At 60.8% G+C, this 18732-nt stretch carries 17 protein-coding genes and 1 pseudogene; 11 read left to right on the top strand and 7 right to left on the bottom strand.

Annotated features, from left to right (window positions below):
- The first annotated feature begins 156 nt into the window (after positions 1 to 156).
- A complete protein-coding gene (locus AC1RJY_RS15950; RefSeq protein WP_081589151.1) occupies positions 157 to 1563 on the top strand; it encodes a tyrosine-protein kinase domain-containing protein in 1407 nt (468 codons plus the stop codon).
- Positions 1564 to 1855: 292 nt separating this feature from the next.
- On the opposite strand, the gene AC1RJY_RS15945 is transcribed toward AC1RJY_RS15950, so the two are convergent.
- The 4 genes from AC1RJY_RS15945 to AC1RJY_RS15930 all read right to left on the bottom strand — a co-directional run bounded on the left by AC1RJY_RS15945 (position 1856) and on the right by AC1RJY_RS15930 (position 5050).
- On the bottom strand, positions 1856 to 3178 hold the full coding sequence (locus tag AC1RJY_RS15945) for an O-antigen ligase family protein (RefSeq protein ID WP_014922533.1): 1323 nt from the start codon (positions 3176 to 3178) through the stop codon (positions 1856 to 1858).
- Between the two features lie 614 nt (positions 3179 to 3792).
- A complete protein-coding gene (locus AC1RJY_RS15940) occupies positions 3793 to 4047 on the bottom strand; it encodes a UDP-N-acetylglucosamine 2-epimerase (RefSeq protein ID WP_043470569.1) in 255 nt (84 codons plus the stop codon).
- Complete coding sequence (locus AC1RJY_RS15935; protein WP_498602694.1) at positions 4041 to 4589, bottom strand: YdcF family protein; 549 nt, start codon at positions 4587 to 4589, stop codon at positions 4041 to 4043. Before AC1RJY_RS15935 ends, AC1RJY_RS15940 begins: the two co-directional genes overlap by 7 nt.
- Complete coding sequence (locus AC1RJY_RS15930) at positions 4586 to 5050, bottom strand: Lrp/AsnC family transcriptional regulator (RefSeq protein WP_014922530.1); 465 nt, start codon at positions 5048 to 5050, stop codon at positions 4586 to 4588. Before AC1RJY_RS15930 ends, AC1RJY_RS15935 begins: the two co-directional genes overlap by 4 nt.
- Before the next feature lie 171 nt (positions 5051 to 5221).
- Here AC1RJY_RS15930 and pdhA point away from each other — a divergent pair, with 171 nt between their 5' ends.
- The 5 genes from pdhA to AC1RJY_RS15905 all read left to right on the top strand — a co-directional run bounded on the left by pdhA (position 5222) and on the right by AC1RJY_RS15905 (position 10164).
- The gene (gene pdhA, locus AC1RJY_RS15925) at positions 5222 to 6436 is read left to right on the top strand and encodes a pyruvate dehydrogenase (acetyl-transferring) E1 component subunit alpha (protein WP_498602693.1); all 1215 of its coding nucleotides are present in this window, start codon (positions 5222 to 5224) and stop codon (positions 6434 to 6436) included.
- Complete coding sequence (locus AC1RJY_RS15920; protein ID WP_498602692.1) at positions 6433 to 7533, top strand: alpha-ketoacid dehydrogenase subunit beta; 1101 nt, start codon at positions 6433 to 6435, stop codon at positions 7531 to 7533. The genes pdhA and AC1RJY_RS15920 overlap by 4 nt, the downstream gene beginning before the upstream one ends.
- 2 nt (positions 7534 to 7535) lie before the next feature.
- Positions 7536 to 9017 carry a dihydrolipoamide acetyltransferase family protein gene (locus AC1RJY_RS15915; RefSeq protein ID WP_498602691.1) on the top strand — a complete coding sequence of 494 codons (1482 nt, stop codon included), beginning with the start codon at positions 7536 to 7538 and terminating at the stop codon, positions 9015 to 9017.
- Between the two features lie 458 nt (positions 9018 to 9475).
- Entirely contained in the window at positions 9476 to 9880 is a 405-nt protein-coding gene (locus AC1RJY_RS15910; RefSeq protein WP_043806617.1) for a VOC family protein, read from the top strand.
- Positions 9877 to 10164, top strand: a complete 288-nt coding sequence (locus AC1RJY_RS15905; protein WP_498602690.1) for a winged helix-turn-helix transcriptional regulator — start codon at positions 9877 to 9879, stop codon at positions 10162 to 10164. Before AC1RJY_RS15910 ends, AC1RJY_RS15905 begins: the two co-directional genes overlap by 4 nt.
- Before the next feature lie 42 nt (positions 10165 to 10206).
- Here the strand turns inward: AC1RJY_RS15905 and AC1RJY_RS15900 are convergent, their stop codons facing one another.
- Positions 10207 to 10995 (bottom strand): hypothetical protein, encoded by a 789-nt coding sequence (locus AC1RJY_RS15900; protein ID WP_498602689.1) that lies wholly within the window; start codon positions 10993 to 10995, stop codon positions 10207 to 10209.
- 169 nt (positions 10996 to 11164) lie between these two features.
- On the opposite strand from AC1RJY_RS15900, the pseudogene AC1RJY_RS15895 reads away from it, so the two are divergent.
- Positions 11165 to 11245: pseudogene (locus AC1RJY_RS15895) on the top strand (VOC family protein); the annotation flags it as partial.
- A 26-nt stretch (positions 11246 to 11271) separates the two neighbouring features.
- On the opposite strand, the gene AC1RJY_RS15890 reads toward AC1RJY_RS15895, so the two are convergent.
- Positions 11272 to 12048: a helix-turn-helix transcriptional regulator gene (locus AC1RJY_RS15890; protein ID WP_498602688.1), complete on the bottom strand. Its 777-nt coding sequence runs from the start codon at positions 12046 to 12048 to the stop codon at positions 11272 to 11274.
- Between the two features lie 38 nt (positions 12049 to 12086).
- Between AC1RJY_RS15890 and AC1RJY_RS15885 the strand changes: the two genes are divergently transcribed.
- The 3 genes from AC1RJY_RS15885 (at position 12087) to AC1RJY_RS15875 (ending at position 13256) form a co-directional block, all read left to right on the top strand.
- Complete coding sequence (locus tag AC1RJY_RS15885; protein WP_498602687.1) at positions 12087 to 12557, top strand: DUF2000 family protein; 471 nt, start codon at positions 12087 to 12089, stop codon at positions 12555 to 12557.
- 48 nt (positions 12558 to 12605) lie between these two features.
- Positions 12606 to 12971, top strand: coding sequence for a cupin domain-containing protein (locus AC1RJY_RS15880; RefSeq protein WP_210063465.1), 366 nt, complete (start codon positions 12606 to 12608; stop codon positions 12969 to 12971).
- Between the two features lie 72 nt (positions 12972 to 13043).
- Positions 13044 to 13256: a DUF4177 domain-containing protein gene (locus AC1RJY_RS15875; RefSeq protein ID WP_011775776.1), complete on the top strand. Its 213-nt coding sequence runs from the start codon at positions 13044 to 13046 to the stop codon at positions 13254 to 13256.
- A gap of 168 nt (positions 13257 to 13424) precedes the next feature.
- On the opposite strand, the gene AC1RJY_RS15870 is transcribed toward AC1RJY_RS15875, so the two are convergent.
- Positions 13425 to 16403: an RCC1 domain-containing protein gene (locus AC1RJY_RS15870; protein WP_498602686.1), complete on the bottom strand. Its 2979-nt coding sequence runs from the start codon at positions 16401 to 16403 to the stop codon at positions 13425 to 13427.
- 245 nt (positions 16404 to 16648) lie between these two features.
- Here AC1RJY_RS15870 and AC1RJY_RS15865 point away from each other — a divergent pair.
- The coding region (locus tag AC1RJY_RS15865; RefSeq protein ID WP_498602685.1) for a S8 family serine peptidase at positions 16649 to 18732 on the top strand (2084 nt) is incomplete at its 3' end.

Here is an 18732-nt window from a genome sequence, read left to right as displayed (position 1 = left end):
GGCTGAGCGAACTAGTTACGAATCCGTTCAGTGGTCATCGGGTGTCGTCTCATGCCGAGTTGAGCCGGGGCATCCACGTAGAATTGCTGTCGACACACTGCCGCCACATGGCTTTTCCATTGCCAACTTTCAGTTATCAACCCAAGGGGACCCGGTTTGAACATTCGTGACTATGTGCGAATTCTCCGTCGCAACTGGATCTTGATCACGGCACTTACTCTCTTGGGCCTTCTCGCGGGTGGAGTCTTAACCGTGATTTCCAAGCCTACGTACACCGCCGAAACTCAACTATTCGTTGCGATTCAAAACTCAGGCACCGTTCAAGAGTTGCAGCAGGGCAACAACTTCAGCCAGGCACGGGTTCAGTCATACGTTCGCACGATCGATTCCCCGCTTGTGCTTCAACCCGCAATTGATTCCCTTGGCATCGACGTCACGGCGGAACAACTGGCGTCTCGCGTTACGGCTTCTACCGAACTCAACACCGTGCTAATCAAGATTTCAGTCGCTGACGAGTCCGCAGTTCAAGCGGCTGCGCTAGCGCAGGCCGTAGGTGACAGCCTTATTCGGACCGTGGACACTTTGGAGAAGCCTAAGACCGGAGGCTCCTCTCCAGTTAGCTTGTCCATAATAAAACCAGCGAAAGCTCCGCTGGCGCCTTCGGCTCCTAATGGCCGATTGAACGTGATTTTGGGGCTCGTGGTGGGGCTTGTCCTTGGAGTAGGTGCAGCGCTCTTGCGTACGGTTCTGGACAACCGCGTTCGAACGGAAGCGGACCTGCGGAAGGTGACAGATGCTCCTCTCTTGGGCGGCATCACTTATGACCAGGACGCCACTAAAAAACCGTTGTTGACACAGGCAGCGCATCAAAGCCCTCGCGCCGAATCCTTCCGCCAACTTCGCACAAATCTTCAGTTCGCTAACGTTTCGGGTCGGGCAAAGTCTGTCTTGGTAACGTCGTCGCTACCTGGTGAAGGAAAGAGCACCACAGCGATCAATCTTGCTATCGCACTTGCGCAAGCTGGGCAGTCTGTTTGTTTGGTGGACGCGGACCTTAGGCGGCCGATGGTCAGCGAATACCTCGGTCTTGACCGAAACGCCGGCTTAACCACATATCTCGTAGGCAAGGCCGACGTCAACGACCTACTCCAGCCCTGGGGAGACGACCAGTTGTTTGTCCTGACGTCTGGTGAAATCCCCCCTAACCCCAGCGAACTATTGGGCTCCGAAGGCATGAGGCAATTGCTGTCACGTCTAGAGAGCGTGTTCGATTCCGTAGTAATCGACGCGCCGCCTCTCCTACCCGTTACGGACGCGGCTGTCCTTTCACAGCATGTCGGGGGCGTAATGGTCGTCGTTGGCTCCCACAAGCTCCGGATCCATGATCTGGAAAAGTCCTTGAACGCGCTTGAGCTTGTTGGATCCACCGTACTCGGAATGGTGCTTAACCAACTCCCCTCCAAGGGGCCCGACGCATATGCCTATAGTTACTACAGAACCGAAGTGGAGCCTGCGGGGCGCAGGCCGATTTCAGAACGAGTAACATCGCCTAAAGGCTCTTAGCCCCCGCAGAGCTGCGTCAGTGGATGCTTGCTAACTTGAGAGTCCATAAATTTCACAAAGGCCCGCCGTCCGTATGGAAGGCGGGCCTTTGTGTGAGCATGCAGGCCCTGTTTCTCGACAGCATGGCGGGCGGCAGACGTTCCTGCAGAAGGCCTGCACTGAGTCCAGCCGACATCACGTAAAGAATCGTGCTCCAGTAACGTGCGGGGACAGCCCAAAAGGATTTGAGCGGGGCGACATCACGCTGTTCGCAGTTCAGGAAGATGTCCCGCATCGTTGCTGCCGTACAAGCCTAGTTCCGGGCGCGTGGAGTCCCGGAAATCGTGTTCCGCCTAGCGTCTTCTATTCTCGGACTTCCGACGCCGTGAGACGGTTCCGGCTCACTTTCTGGTTCTAGAGGTAGGCCCAGAGACGCCCCGATAATCAAACCAAGCGGCAGCATGATGAAGGGGTAAACGATCACATTGTCGGTGATGGCGGCTGACAGGACTGCCACCAAGGAGAGTAGTGCCGACCAGTGGATTGGGTCTCCGGAGCGCCTTATTCGGGCCGCGATGCGCGTCAGTAGCATAACCATACCGAGCCCGAAGAGAACTAGTCCGACCCAACCGAAATCGTGCAGTATTCTCAAGTACTCGTTGTGCGGATGACCAATGTTGCGAAATAGCGGTGTTATGAGGGCTGAGGCGGAACCTGGGCCATGCCCGAAGACAGGCGCTTCCTGGGATGACTTGTACGTAATATCCCATAGGACAGCACGGCCAGACGTATTCAGTTCGACCCCACCGACTGTAGCCCCGCCGTCGCCTTCCAAGAAACGTTCTCGAAAAGGTTCATAGAAGTTGAAGAGCCAGTACGCGAGACCACCGGCCGCGACGGCCATTCCCAGTGAAGCCAATAACTTCAAGCCCTTCCTAGCCCGCAATGCAAGGAACATGAGCATTGCAATGGCGATAACTGTTGCTGTTCTCGACAGGCTGAGAGCTATCGCGCCCGCTACGAGGAACGGTGCAAGGCGTACGATTTTTCTTCGGGGTGTGTTGGGAATAAGCACAGCCAAGAAAATGAGTCCGACTAGGCCGAAAGCTCTCTCACTAAATAGCCGAAAACCCGCCAAATTGGTAACTATGAAGGCGCACGTGACTATCAAACCCACTAGCCGCATCCTGTGGCCGATTGCCTGCGCTCCCGCTCGGCTAACCTGCACCGACGTGAGGCCCGCACTTGCGACAAAGATAGTATAAACGGCAACGTTCTGCAGGCCTTCTGCGGACGGCTCCATCGCCAGTGCAATGAGGGCAACCACAACGAAGGCGGTTAGCGGCCACGGAATTGTGGCTCTGCCACTGCCGCTCTTTTGAGAAGTGCGGCCGAGAATGATGATTGGTGATAGGAAGGCGCAGAGCAGTGCAGTCGCCAGAGTTAGTGCCCCCGATAAGCTTAGCGGCCCGGCGCTTACTCGAGTAAGAGAATCAACGATTAGTAACCAAGCCACGCCGAGGGTCAGCAGAGTTGGAACCTTCGTCCTTGAGCTCTGCTGCAGTTGGTTCCTTCCCCTTCGACCCGTATCTCTCGAGATTGCGCGTCGTGCATCCCCCGCCACGGCTTGTGTCATGTCTTGGATTCTACCTGTGCTGCGGATTGCTTTTCTCTTTCCCCAAGTGGGCAGAGGCCGTATGTGACCTCACCGTCGCACGCTGTTCGAGCGTTTAGACGAACATCGTGTGGACGGAGTGAGATGACAACTAGCCTCGGAAACCAAGAATTTACCCAAATGGCTCTGGTTGTGATGCGCAGGAAATCTCTGACTTATGGAGGACAACTAGAGTCGGTCTCATGTCGCATCCTCGGTTCATGAGCCTCAGTAAAGAGACGCGGCGGCAAGCCAAGCACCGGCAACTGCGGCTAGTAGTTCTCGTTGGTTTGGTTGGCCTGTCGCTTGTTACAGCGTTCTTTGTAGTGATAGCGCTCGCCTAAGCGAGTCGCCGGGAGTGTTGATCTGGCTGGGGAGGGATGCTCGGCGACGGCAGGCTAAATCTCGGGCACCGTTGTCATGAACTTGCAACTTTGGAAGCAATCGCCAGCGACGCTGAAGCGACGCGTTGTATCCGTCCTGCGAGCGACTCCAGCCAAGTATCCGAGAACGGAAATGCTGGTGCACGTTGGTCAACAAGTGTCATTAGCCCGAATTGCTTGTCGCCACGATGTCCTCAGCGGCCACACCTGCGGCTAGCAGGCTTGCTCGGCTGGTGCTCGGGCGTCAACCGCAGGAAAGTGATTTGGCTGGTGGTCTTCGGAGGCTGGTACTACCTGGATCAATGGTTCGCCGTGGTAGAAACAGGCGATTGCCCATGCAGTAGAGGTGGTGGTGTCGCCTCGTACGATCACCACGTCCGGCTTGCCTAGCGAAAAGTAGGAGTCGAGCCCGCTCATGATGCTGGCCATGATGTCCCGGCCGGATGGCCATCCCAGCCCACTCAGCATTCCGGCCGCACCCACACATCCAACAGACCACCCGTTTCCACCACGAATCGCCACACCCAAGCCGCGGGGGAGAGCTCCGGCTCCGTACCCACCATATGAACGTCGGCAGCGATGCACTGCTTCATCAGGGTGCCGGCCCGCTGGACGTGATAGTCGGAGGTCACCACGGTCACCGACGTCCATCCGTGTTCTGCCGCAAGGTCCCGGAGCTGCAACGCTTCGCCTCTGGTGTTCAGCGGGTCCGGACGGAAGCAGTCCAGGTGAGTGACGCCGTCGTGCTCTTCACAAAACTTGTCCGAGCCGACGTTGGCTGGCAGCCCGGTGGTGACAACCACCATGTCCTGGATGCCCAACTGCTCCCGCAAGGCGAGGCCCACTGGGAGCCGTTCGTTGCTCATGCCGCCCAGCACCACAATCGCATCGGTCTTCTGGGGAGTGGCGTGGGGCGGGTTGTGGAAGAGCTGGAAGGCAGCGACCAGCCACAGGACACCCGCCAGGACGCAAGCCACCAGCGCCCAGGCGAGCTTTCGCTTGAAGGTCACCGGGTATCGACGTCCTCGAACACCAGGAACGTTTGGGTGTCCAGGATCCCGTCCATGGACTGCAGTTGATCGAAGATGACGCGTCGGAGGTGGATGTTGTCTGTGGCGCGGACCAGGAGGATGACGTCGAAGTCGCCGCCCACCAAAGCGATGTGGTGAATCTCGGGGATGGCCCGCAGCTGTTCCTTCAATTCGCGCCAGGAGTGCTGCTGAACCTTCAACGTCACGTAGGCAGAGGACCGAAGGCCCGCCTTGATGGGATCCACTAGCGCCGTGAACTTGGTCAGCACGCCCTCGCCCGTGAGCCGGGCGATCCGGGTGTACGCGTGGGCGCGGCTGATGTGGACGTTCTCCGCCACCTGCGTGATAGACATGCGCCCGTCGGTGGTCAGCTCGCGGATGATGTCCCGGTCCACGCTGTCCAGCGGTACGGCGGTCTGCTCCGCCTCGGCCTCGCTCACTGGCTCTCCAATTCGTCTACAACACAGGCACGTTACCCAGCTCACAATTGCAATTCGTCTTTCAGAATACCCAGTTTAGGCAAGGGCTTCCATGATTCGGCGGAAAGCTGGATACGAAACAGAGCCGGGGAACATACTGGAAGCACATAGTGGCTAGAGAAGGACGGACCAATGACGATCCACGCAGATCACTCTGCGCCGGAAACGGCTGTAGAGGACCAAGCTGCTGACGTTCGGACAAAATTCGGCATCAGCGTTGAGGACTACATGCTCCCCGCCCGGCACCAGATCCAAATGGTGAACCCGGACGGCACCCTCCGCTCCCATGACGAGCAAGGCAGCGAACCCGGCCACGAATACCCCACACCCGGCGATTCTGAACTGATGGCCGCTTACGAGCAGCTCGTCGTCGGACGCCGCGTCAACGATCAGAACTCTGCGCTGGTCCGGCAAGGCCGCATGGCCGTCTACCCCTCAAGCCACGGCCAGGAAGCCTGCCAGGTTGCAGCTGCCATGTGCCTCAGCGAAGGTGACTGGCTGTTCCCCACCTACCGCGACGCCGTCGCCGTCATGACCCGCGGGGTGGACCCCGTTGAGGTGATGACCATCTTCCGCGGCGACTGGCACGGCGGGTACGACCCCAGCGCGCACAACGTGGGCATCCAATGCACCCCGCTGACCACCCAGCTGCTCCACGCCGTCGGCGTCGCGCACGCTGCCAAGCTCCGCGGTGAAAACACCGTAGTGATGGCCATGTGCGGCGACGGCGCCACGAGCGAAGGCGACTTCCACGAGGCACTGAACTTCGCCGCAGTCTTCCACCTGCCCGTCATCTTCTTCGTGCAGAACAACAAGTACGCCATCTCCGTACCGCTCAGCCACCAGTCCGTGGCGCCGTCGCTGGCCCACAAGGCTGTTGGCTACGGCATGGCCGGTGAGCGCGTTGACGGCAACGACCTCGTCGCACTGCTCGCCGTGATGGACCGGGCCGTGAAGCTGGCCCGCGAAGGATCCGGCCCGCTCCTGATCGAAGCCCACACCTATCGCATGCAAGCCCACACCAACGCCGACGACGCCACCCGCTACCGTCCGGACAGCGAAGTTGCCGAATGGCAGGCCAAGGATCCGCTGACGCGCATGAAGTCATACCTCACGGATAAGGGACTGCTGGACGATTCCGCCAATGAGCGGATCGCTGCGCATGCCGAAGCCGTGGCCACCCAGCTTCGTGAAGGCCTGGGGGAGGAGGTTCCGGTGCAGCCGCTGGACCTCTTCAAGTACGTCTTCGCCAAGCAAACCCCGCAGCTGAAAGAGCAGTCCGAGATGCTCGCCGGCGAACTCGCCCGCGCCGAAAGCGCCAACACCGGAACGGAGAGCGCAAAATGACCGTCACCACTAGTGCCAACGGCACCACCACAGCCAACGTCAGCGCAGCCACCGCCAGCGCCGCCGCTTCCGCCGCGGCCACTGCTGAAGCCACCGGCCCGCAGAGCCTCACCATGGCCAAGGCACTGAACACCGCCATGGCCGACGCCATGCGCAATGACCCGTCCGTCCTGGTATTCGGCGAGGACGTCGGCATGCTGGGCGGCGTCTTCCGCATCACCGATGGCCTCATGGCCGAGTTCGGCGAACAGCGCTGCTTCGACACCCCGCTGGCAGAATCCGGCATCGTCGGCATGGCCGTAGGAATGGCCATCAACGGCATGCGACCCGTCATCGAAATGCAGTTCGACGCCTTCGCCTACCCCGCCTTCGAACAGATCGTCAGCCACGTAGCCAAAATGCACAACCGCACCAAGGGCAAGCTCAAAATGCCCATGGTCATCCGTGTTCCCTACGCCGGCGGCATCGGGGGAGTAGAGCACCACTGCGACTCCTCCGAGTCCTACTACGCCCACACCGCCGGTCTGAAGGTCTACACCCCGGCCACCGTGGCCGACGGCTACCGCATGCTCCGCGAAGCCATCGACTCCGACGACCCCGTCATGTTCATGGAACCCAAGAAGCTCTACTGGTCCAAGGACCAGGTGGACTTGGGTGCCCTGCGAGCAGAGCACGACGCCGGCACCTCCACCGAGGGCCGCGCAGCTGTTGCCCGTCCCGGCACGGACGCGACGCTCATCGCCTACGGCCCGTCCGTCCCCACCGCGCTCGCCGCTGCCGCTGCCGCCGCCGAAGAGGGCCGCTCACTCGAAGTCATCGACGTCCGCACCCTGGTCCCCTTCGACGACGAAACCGTCTGCGCGTCCGTACGCAAGACGGGACGCGCCGTCGTGATCGCCGAAGCGCACGGATTCGCGTCCGTGTCCTCCGAGATCGTGGCCCGCGTCCAGGAACGCGCGTTCCACTACCTCGCCGCGCCCGTCCTTCGAGTGACCGGCTTCGATGTCCCGTTCCCGTCTCCCAAGCTGGAGCACTACTACTTGCCGAGCGTCGACCGCATCCTCGACGCCGTCGACGACCTTCAATGGGAGGACTGACCATGAGTTCAGATATGCAGGTCTTCAAACTGCCCGATCTTGGGGAGGGCCTTACCGAGGCCGAACTGGTGAACTGGCTCGTTGCCGTGGGTGACGAGATCGTAGTTGACCAGCCCATCGCCGAGGTTGAGACCGCCAAGTCCATGGTTGAGGTGCCCTCGCCTTACGCCGGCACCGTCGCCGAGTTGCACGGCGAAGCAGGTCAAACGCTCGACGTCGGCAAGCCGCTGATCTCGATCGCTCGCGCTGGTTCTGCGGCGAGTTCGCCCGCTGCCGCGCCTGTTCCTGCTCCGGCTGGTTCTGTGGATCCATCGCCGGTGTCCTCGGGTCTTGACGTTTCGTCCGCCGTGGAAGCTGCTGCCGAGACGTACCGGACCGAGGAAAAGGCAGGCTCGGGCAATGTGCTGATTGGTTACGGTACGCCCGGGGGAGCCACCGGTGGCCGGACCCGACCGCGGAAGGCGAGTGCTTCTGTTGTTGCTTCTGCTGTTGCTGAGCCTGCTGCTGTGCCAGAGATGGAGCCGGCTGTGGCCGGAACGCGCATCCCGGGCAAGCTCAGTGCCGTCATCTCTCCGCTTGTCCGCAAAATGGCACGCGACCACGGTGTTTCCCTCGACGCTATTGAGGGCTCGGGTGCCAGCGGACTGATCATGCGCAGGGACGTGGAGGCTGTTATTGCTTCGCCCTCGGTTGCTGCTGAGCCTTCTGTTGCTGCCATTCCTGCTGCTCCCCTTTCTGCTCCTGCTTCTGCGGGTGCCGTTGATAGCCGTACCGGTTTGTCTGTCTCTGCGCGGACGCCCGTCCGTGGAGTCCGCAAGGCCGTGGCCGCGAACATGACCCGCAGCCGCTCGGAAATCCCTGAAGCCACCGTTTGGGTGGACGTCGATGCAACCGCGCTGCTGGACATGCGGGCCGATCTCAAGAAGCGCGCACCGCACGATACCCCCGGTCTGCTGGCCTTCATCGCCCGTTTTGTCACGGCTGGGTTAAAAAAGTACCCGGCTCTGAACACTCGCTTTGAAACCGCGGGGGACGGCTCTCAGGAGATCGTCGGGTTTGAAGGAATCAACCTCGGCTTCGCCGCCCAAACCGACCGCGGGCTCGTGGTCCCGTCCGTACGGAACGCGCACCAGCTGAGTGCCCGCGAACTGGACGCAGAGATCCGCCGACTCACCGCCGTCGCACGTGACGGAAAGGCGACCCCCACGGAACTGGGCTCAGGCACGTTCACGCTGAACAACTATGGTGTGTTCGGCGTGGACGGCTCGGCCGCGATCATCAACTATCCCGAGGTAGCGATGCTGGGCGTGGGCCGCATCATCGACAAGCCCTGGGTAGTCAACGGCGAGCTTGCCGTTCGCAAGGTCACCGAGCTGACCCTCGCCTTCGACCACCGCGTGTGCGACGGCGAAACCGCGGCCGGCTTCCTCCGGTACGTTGCCGACGCGATCGAGAACCCTGGCGGCGCGCTCGCAGACATGTAACCCTCTCTCACATCCCTAGGGTTTGGGCGGGTCCCTCTCTCACATCCCGCGGGTTTGGGCGGGTCCCTCTCTCACATCCCGCGGGTTTGGGCGGGTCCCTCTCTCACATCCCATCTCTAGAGCGAACAGCAGAGACCACGAGCCTTCGGGCCGTGGCCTCTGTTGTATGTCTTCCAACTCCGTACGCTTGGATGATGGGAAACCAGCACAGAAACGTCGACGCCGTCCGAGACGAGATCACATCCGCAATTGCCGAGGTGCGGTCAGTCGCGCAACTCGAGCACGACATGCAGCGCCAGCGCACCCTGTTTTTCCCAGTCTCGTGATCCACCACTAATACAAGTCATTCGGTTAACAGGAGAGACCACGAGCCTCCGGCCTGGCGTGCAGGACGCGCAGGGCACATTGTGCGCGAACAACCATTGACGCCGCACTTGCATTTTGCAAGTATGGGCCGCATGAGCCTCTTCATCACTTGCCCTGTTGACAGCGTCGAGCGCGCGACCGCTTTCTATACCGCCCTCGGCTGGACCCTTAACACCGAGATGTCCGATCACAACGTGTCATGCTTCGCGATCGCACCCGAGCAGTACGTCATGCTCGGCAGTCGCGAGATGTACGCGAGCGTCGGAGGCGCCGAGGAACTGGTCGGCGGACCCGACACCCCCTCGAAGGTCACGGTTTCCTTCGACCTCGGCAGCCGAGAAGCGGTCGATGAGCTCATCGAACGCGCCGGTGCCGCCGGCGGCCGGATCGGTGACACCGACGACTACCCCTTCATGTACCAGCGCCAATTCGATGACCCCGACGGCTACCACTACTCGCCGTTTTGGATGAAGCCGGACGTCGATCCGACCGCGTGAGCAGCCTCGCCGCGGCCCTCGACATCGTCGGAGCGCGGTGGGCCCTGCTCATCGTGGAGCGGCTGCTCGACGGGCCACAGCGCTACGGCGATCTGCAGCGCGACCTCGGAGTGCCGACCAACATTCTCGCGACCCGACTGCGCGAGCTCGAGGCCGCTGGCGTACTGTCCCGCCTGCCCCTCCGGCACAACACGCGGGCCTACGCGCTGACCGATAGGGGGCTCGCCTTGCGGGAGGCGATTAATGCGCTGGCTCGCTGGAGCCACGAGGAATGGCCTGGGTGAGACATAGAATCGCGATGCGCTCCGATCTACCGCATCACCTGATCAGTTGCCGGGACTGAACACGATCGAGTCGAAAACGGCGCGTGCCTCTCTCGTCAGCTCCGGATTGATCGATTCGTGGAATTGGACCACCCAGCTCACAGCGCGCTTGCCGTTCAAGTCCATCACCCGGTAGGTTTCGCGCTCAGCGGCGCTCGAGTACCAGCGTGTGCATTCGTTTGAGAATTCAGAGTGGATGCAGAACTTGCCGCGGTCGCAGGCTGCGATGTCCACGTCGCCCTTGACGAAGTGGTCGAACTCGAAGCCGGAGTAATCACCCACCTTGACCTTGACGGGAGGGGTGCTCGCTGTTGACGTCTGCGCCGTCAACGCGTCAACGAAGTCCTTAACTGACGGATCGATCTTGACGAGCGCGCCGTCCCAAGCGCATGAGTCCGTCGGCACATACTCGGCGGGCCACCAACCCACGAAGACCCCCCATTCATCAGGGTGATTCGGGTCGTCCTTGGCCACACCATCGCCGTCGTCAGTCGACCAACCGGCTGGGACGGTGATCTCGAAAGGCGCCGGGTAGCCCTTGACGAGGACGCGGTAGGTGCCGGCGTCGAGATCGCCACTCTCCGGCAGCAGTGGGACTGTTCGAGGGGCGCCACCGTCCGGCTGTGCCGGGGCCGTGCGAGCCTCCGTTGTCGAAGAACTTGCGGACGGGAGGGAGGCGTCGTCGGGCTTGGAGTCGCACCCACCGAGACATCCAATGAGTGCGATAACCAGCAAGGGTAAGAGATAGCGCCATCGCTGAGTGGCCAGTTCAAGGGGTGTCATGGAGCTCATCGATCCACCAAGCCGCTTTTGGGTACTGCGATGCCCCGCAGCTCAGTGGCCTCGCGGGCGGCCCCAGATGGGATGCCGTCGCCACAAGTCTCCTCCGGCACAGAACCCATGACAATAAGAGTTGTAAGGAGATCAGTTTCGACGAACTCACGCTGGGGGTCACCGCCCCCCCATTGACGGTCCATTCGGCCGCACGTTCACCTTCGCCGACCCCGACGGTTACCACGTGACGCTTCACGACCGGTCTTAGCCGCTACAACCGCGACGGCGTGAAGGTCAGGCCGTGAAGGCTCCCGGCGTGGTACCCAGAACACGACGGAAATGCCTGGTGAGGTGCGACTGGTCATGGAAGCCAGCCTCAACCGCCGCAACAGAAGCCGGGCGGCCATCGAGCAGCAGACGTCGGGCGCGGTCCACGCGGCGCCCCGTGACGTAGCGGTAAGGGGCGATGCCGTAGGCCTTGGAAAATGCGCGGACCAAATGGCTCGGATGAGCCCCCAGTAATTCAGCTGCTTCGGCAATGGTGAACGACTCAAAGAGGCGGTCATCAAGCATCTCGCGCAGCTTGCGGGCCAGGGGAGCGTCCCGCGTCGGCGACGACGGCGTTCCCAAATGGGAGCGGACCGATTCTCGCAGAGCCAGAACGCCGCATTCGGCCTCCATCACATCCGCCGGCAAGGACAGCGCCGCGTGGATGCCAGTCACGGTTGCCACCGTCTGCGGATCCACCAGCAGTGGTTGCGCCACTGCCGCCTCTGCTGCTCTGGCGGGCAGCCAGTCTTCACTCAGGTACAGGACTCGCTTACGGAATGATTCACCTCCGACGGCGGAGCGACCGTCGTGCGGGACATGCGGGGGTAGCAGGGTGATTGAGGCGGGAACTGCCTGATGCTCGGTGCGGCCGAGGTCGTAAGTCACTGCCCCTTTGTCGATCAGAAGCACCGTCCAGTCGTCGTGAGTATGGGACGGGTACCTGTGATCGTCGAACGTTGCATGCAGCACCTCGCGCACGTAAGGCACGGCCGGATGCCATGCGTGCACTGAGTTACCCATGCAAGAAATGTACAAGACCGCCATTCCTGCCTGCGGCCATGCTTGGGTTCATGCAAGAAAACTCGACAGCAGTCATTGATTCCCCTTCCTCCGCGACCGTTCGCTTTGACACGAAAGTGGTGGTGGTCCTCGCTGATGATCTTCTGCCCTGGCAAGAGCTGAACGTCACAGCATTTCTCATGAGTGCCATCGCCACCAGTGCCCCGGGTCTGACGGGGGAGCTGTATCAGGACCGAGACGGGAACGGCTACCTTCCCATGCTTCGCCAGCCCGTTCTGGTGCTCACTGCCGGGCAGGAACTCCTGGCGGCAGCGCGGGAGCGGTCTCTTGCTCGGGAGATTCCCATTGCCCTGTACACGCGAGATCTTTTCTCCACCGGCCACGATGAAGCCAACCGGGCAGCGGTGGCGGCGGTTGCTGCCCAGGACCTTGACCTCGTGGGAATTGCCCTCCGCGGTCCCCGAAACGTGGTTGACCGGATCGTGAAGGGCGCACGAATGCACGCGTGAAAATGTTGGGCTCCCGTCAAAGACCTCGAAAGAAAGTGCTGATCATCCATGACTGATTTGGTACGCAACATCAATGCCGCCCTTGATTCAATCTCGGCGCACTGGCAGCCTCACAGGCTGACTAGCATCAACGATTACGACGTGAAAGTTGTGAAAATTCAGGGTGAATTCGTTTGGCACACTCATCCCGATACCGACGAATTGTTCATGGTCATCAGTGGGAATCTCACCATTCAGCTCCGCGACGGCGATGTGGTGCTCGGGCCGAACGACATCTACGTGGTCCCCAAGGGGACCGAGCACTGCCCCAAGGCTGAAAACGAAGTCCACGCCCTGCTGTTCGAGCCAAAAGGTACGGTCAACACAGGTGATGCGGGTGGTGACATGACCGCCACGCTGCGCGAACTGGGCTGACCCCTCAAAGGTTCCCCGCCGGCGTCGAGTAGCCTTGCACGCAACCGTCCCGAAACAGAAGGAAGTGTCGCGATGCAGCAGTACGTCGTTCTCCAAGTGATCCTGAAAGAGAAAATGTGGGGCGCCGGTTCGGGCAACCTTCCCTCCCTGGAAAAGGCCATCAACGATCAAGCCGCCAAGGGCTACAGGCTCCACACCATAACCACTGCCAGCAGCGGGAGTAAGGGAGTGATCGGAGGCGGTGACCGTATTCAGGCGACCATGGTGTTTGAGCGCATCGGCTAGGTCCCTCCCCGTCCGAGGCAACTGTCGCGGAAGCTGTCAAAATCGGCGACGTCCGGCCGTCACCGCCGACGGCAGCTTACAAATTCCCGCGGTCAGCTGGTGGTACGGGACCCGCATCGAATCACTGGGCTAATTGACTATCACCGGACCAGCTACATGCACGCTGTATCAGAAGGCCGGAACTTCCTGCGGAACGTATGAGTCTGCAGTAGTGCCGTTTCCTAGCTGTCCCAAACCGTTCTCTCCCCAAGACCAGAACCTGCCATCGCTGGTAAGGGCATAGGACGTGTAGAGGCCTCCAGTGACAAACTGGACACCGTTTAGCTGCTGCACGCGAATCGGCACGTTGGTGGTGTTGCGGGTACCATCTCCCAGTTCTCCTGAGTTGTTGTTGCCCCAAGCCCAGAACTCATCTGCCCCGTTCGATGCGAAGACGCTATAGACGTTCGCTCCAATGTTTTCGATGCCACTCAGCCCGGGGATTTGAACGGGGACGTCGCTATGTCCCTGGTATGTTCCGTTCGCCAACAGGCCAAGCCCGTTGTGACCCCAAGCCCAGACGGTTCCATCGTTGCGAAGGGCAAGGGCGCCATAGCTGGTGCCCACCATGTCCCGCACGCCGTCCAGGCCGGAAACCCTGACTGGTACCAAGGAGTTGACGGTTGTTCCGTTGCCAAGCTGGCCCTCCCCGTTGTACCCCCACGCCCACACTGAACCGTCGCTTTTGAGCGCGTAGCCCGAATTTCCGCCGCCCGAGATCTTGGTGACATCCGTAAGACCCTGCACCTGAAGGGGCGTATGGCCTGTCCCCAGAGTGTGGCCTTGCCCTTGCTGGCCTTTGGTGTTGTTTCCCCATGCCCACACAGTGCCGTCCGAGCGCAACGCGTAGGCTGTGTTCCCGTTAGTGGCAATACTCCTGACGCTGCTCAACCCCTGGACCTCGAGCGGGACTGATGAATATTGCCCACCATTTGAGTTGCCAAGTTGGCCGTAATAGTTGCTTCCCCAGGCCCACACGGATCCGTCGCTCTTGAGCGCGTAGGCGTTGTATCCGTATGCTGCTACAGCTGTCACCTTCCGAAGGCCCAAAACCTGAGCGGGCACGTAAGTGGCATACGCATCGGAGCCTGTCCCCAAATTTCCGGAGGCATTGAAACCCCATGCCCAAAGTGTCCCGTCCGCTTTCAAAGCGAAGGCGCTCTCAATCCCAGCGGCCACTCCGATGAGCCCGGTTGGTACCGGGTCGGATGGTTTGATGACCGGGGTGCCTTGGCAGGGGTTTGCTGTGAAGAGGGGCCATGTGTTGGTTGCGGTGGCTTTCCATTCGCCGAGGTCGAAGCCGAGTATTTTGATGCCTGCCAGGACACCGAGTCGGCCTTCGACGCCGAGTTCCAAGGGGCAGGTCCAGGTGAGGTCCTGTCCGCTGGCGGTGGTGACGGTGATGGTGGTGGTCGCGTACGGCCCCATTCCGAAGGTGATCCCGGCAATGCCGTAGAGCTTGATGGTGGCGTCGAAGTCCAGGGATGCTCTTGCGGTCAGTGAGGCGGAGGCTTTGTAGTCGTTTTCGATTCCTGCGGTGGTGGGTTTGTCGTTGACCAGGCTGAATGCGCCGTTGTTGTATTTGAATCCGTGGTTGCTGGTGACGGTTTGGGATGAGGAGAACACCACTTCGGCGTTTCCGTCCAGGGAGAAGTTCGCGTTCATGGTCGCGTTGCTGGTCACTACTACCGGGACCGGGCCGGCCATGAACGTGAACGCGGAGTTCAGCTCGCCCAGCTTGGCCGTGGCCTGGCCTTTCAATGATCCCTCTACCGTGAGGGAGTGTTCGGCCTTGATGGAGGGGGTGATGACTACGGAGACTTCCTTCAAGCTCAGGAAAGCGGTCTCTAATGTCATTTTCGCTGTGGCCTTGGCCGTCACTGACGACTTTAGGGTCACCGACCCGTCACCGGTCAAGGGCGCGTCGGGTTTGCCGAACTCACCCTTGACGGTCCTGGTCAAGGCCATGGACTTGTTGAACACCTCCGCAGAGGCCGCCGCGTACGGCCGGGCCATATCTGGTGTGGGTGCGGGGCCGGTTCTGGTTGCCGTCGGGGCTGCGTCTGGTTCAACCACGACGTCGGGCGCGGGGATGAACTCGGAGCTCACCGGGGTGCCGGTGACTTCGAGCAGCCCGCCGGTGGAGACCACGGCTTCGGGCACGGTGGCGGGTTTGGTTTTCACCAGGGTGGTCCCGCCCGGGTCCCGGACAACCTGGACCACCCGGGCGAGCAACCCGTCCGGGGTACCTGTAGTGATACCGGAGACGAGGACGTCGTTGGGTTTGATGTCCGTTGCCTGATCCGAGGGCAGGACCACCGTGTTGCTGGTGACTTGTGCGGTTTCGAGTTGGTCCGGTTCCAGGATCTCGACGTCCGGGGCTACCGTGACGGTCCCTGCGGCCGGATTCTCAGGGTCGGCGGGTTCTTTCTGTCCTGCGTACCGGTACAGGAACGCGGCCATCGCATCCCGGGCGATCCCGTTCAACGGCCGGTATTCCCGCACCCCGTTACCCACATCCCAGCCCGTGGAAATACCGGACGCCGCCAACCAGGTGATCTCGGTATAAAACCCGCCACCGGCAGGGACATCCGTAAACGGTGAGAGCATCGGGGCGGTGAAGGCTGGTTTGTCCGCGTACCGGTACAAGAACGCGGCCATCGCATCACGGGCAATCGGGGACAACGGACGATACTCACGCTTCCCGCCACCAACATCCCAGCCGGTGGAAATGCCCTTGGAGGCCAGCCAGGTGATCTCCTTATAGAACGCTGCCCCAACCGGAACATCAGTAAACGGAGACGCCGAAGGGGCTGTGAACGCAGGGGACCCGGCATGCCGGTACAGGAACGCGGCCATCGCGTCCCGGGCAATGGACTCCAACGGACGGTACTGCCGCACCCCTGACCCGGCATCCCAGCCCGTGGAAATACCCGACGCGGCCAACCACGAAATCTCCGTCGCGAACTGCGACCCGGCCGGCACATCCGAGAACGACACCACGTTCTCCACCACCGGATCCGCAGCCACCGCCGCAGGCAACACCAACAACCCCGGCGCCACCACCACCACTAAAGCAAGCAACCACGCCACACCACGACGAAACACCGCAACCCCCACACACCGGCGACACCCAGACAACCCTCAGAAAGCTAACTAAATGACATCCCTCATCAGCAAAGCAACAGCAAATCCCCAAAAGTCGTGGGGATTGCTCAATGTGGCGTTCAATGCGTCAACTGTTACCCGCTTTGGGGGGAAGCCAAACGACCCAGCCATTGCACGGTGTCATAAACGGTTAGGTCATCCAGCGCAAGTCAAAAGTCTGCTTACAATCTCCTGGGGGTCAGCTGGTGATCTCCAGTTGCCTGCGACCAGCCAGCTCTGGCTTTTTCGCCTTCCCTAGGATGCCCAGAAACATGCTTGAGAGATTCCGCGCGCCATCGTTTAGAACCGTCGGCGTCGCCGTGACAACACTCCTTTTCAGCGGGGGACTGGCTGCACTTCCAGCAGTCGCCGACGAGAGTGACATCGTTTCCAGTACGACGCAGGCCATGCAGCCTGCTCTCGAGATTGCTACCGACCAGTTCATCGTTGGACTGAGAGAAGACAACGCGGGAGCACAGGCTGCGGAAACGGCAGGCAATGCCGTTAGTCAGGCTGCAACAAAGCTAGGCGTTCTTGCAACGAATTTGCGCGAGAGCGCAACCGGGGGACACATCGTCAAACTCGATGAAGCCCTTCCTGCGGATGAGGCTGAGGTCTTTCTCGACGCTCTAAGGTCAGATCCGGCCGTGGAATACGCGGAACCCGACGCGATTATGCAGACGGCAGCCGACCCAAATGACGGGCTGTATTCCCTTCAGTGGGATCTGTGGGAGGACTTCGCCGGACTTAGAGCTCCGGGTGCGTGGGAGTACAACCGTGGTCAAGGTGTGGTGGTGGCGGTCGTGGACACAGGCATCACAAGTCATTTTGAACTCGATGGCAACGTACTGCCTGGCTACGACATGATTTCCAGCTCCCAAGCCGCCCGCGATGGGGACGGCCGGGACGCTGATCCGACAGACGAAGGCGACTGGATTTCGGCGAACCAATGCTATTGGGGCAGCCCACAAGGTGTATCTTCTTGGCACGGAACTCACGTGGCAGGCACGGTCGCGGCCATCGGCGGGAATGGCAAAGGTGTAACGGGCGTAGCGCCCGAAGCCAAGATTCTTCCTCTTCGTGCTCTGGGCGCCTGCGGCGGGTACACGTCGGACATCGCCGATTCGATCGTATGGGCCGCGGGTGGTGTGGTGTCTGGTGCCCCGATCAACCCCAACCCGGCGAGAGTCATCAACCTTAGCCTCGGTGGCATTAGCCCCTGCTCCGCCAGCTACCAAAACGCGATCAATTTTGCTTACAACTCCGGGGCGGCCGTAGTTGTTGCTGCTGGCAATTCCAATAGGCCGGCAGCCGATTCGAGCCCAGCTAACTGCCAGAACGTGATTACAGTTGCAGCCAGTGGAAGGAACGGTGCCAGAGCTCCGTACTCCAACTACGGTAGCGCCGTGGATGTCACAGCTCCCGGTGGGGACATTAGTTTTGACGTTCGAAATGGAATCCTTTCGACATCGAACTTCGGGGCGACCACCAGAGAAGACCCCGCCTACGAATTCATGCAGGGAACATCCATGGCAGCCCCACATGTTGCAGGTGTCGCGGCTCTGTGGTTCTCCGAACTTGGTGGCATGACCAACCCTGAGTCTTTAGAAAGACGGCTGAAGGCGACTTCTCGGCCCCTTCCTGGTGGATGTCCGGCTGGCTGCGGATCGGGCTTGGTAGATGCAGCGGCAGCCCTGGACATCTATTTGCCAAGCTGGGTCATCCCATTGCCGGTACTCTTCACAGATGAAGACGGAACTTTAGGCGATAGCTTCACGATTCCGGAGGTGACCGGGGTTGAATACTTGGTTGGCGGAAATGCTGTCGCGGCTGGTACTTACCCGGGCACTGGGACGGTGACGGTTGCGGCTAGAGCCCTCAAGAAATATGTGCTCGCGGAAGGTGCGGCTTCTGAGTGGGCCCATGAGTTCAAGGCGACCCCGTTTGTGGTGACCCCGGCTCCGGTGACGTTTACGGATGTTGATGGGACGAAGGACGACACGTACACGATTCCTGCCACTGAAGGTGTTGAGTACCTGGTTGGCGGGAACGTTGTCGCGGCTGGGAAGTACCCGGGTTCCGGGACGGTGACGGTCACCGCCAAGGCACTGACGGATTATGTGCTGGCTGAGGGTGCCGTTTCTGAGTGGGCCCATGAGTTCAAGGCGACCCCGTTTGTGGTGACCCCGGCTCCGGTGACGTTTACGGATGTGGATGGGACGAAGGACGACACGTACACGATTCCTGCCACTGAAGGTGTTGAGTACCTGGTTGGCGGGAACGTTGTCGC

The organism is Arthrobacter sp. GW822-FHT05G07, assembly GCF_058799755.1.
Note: the sequence above shows the minus strand (reverse complement) of the source record. Positions and strands in the feature narration are given on the sequence as shown.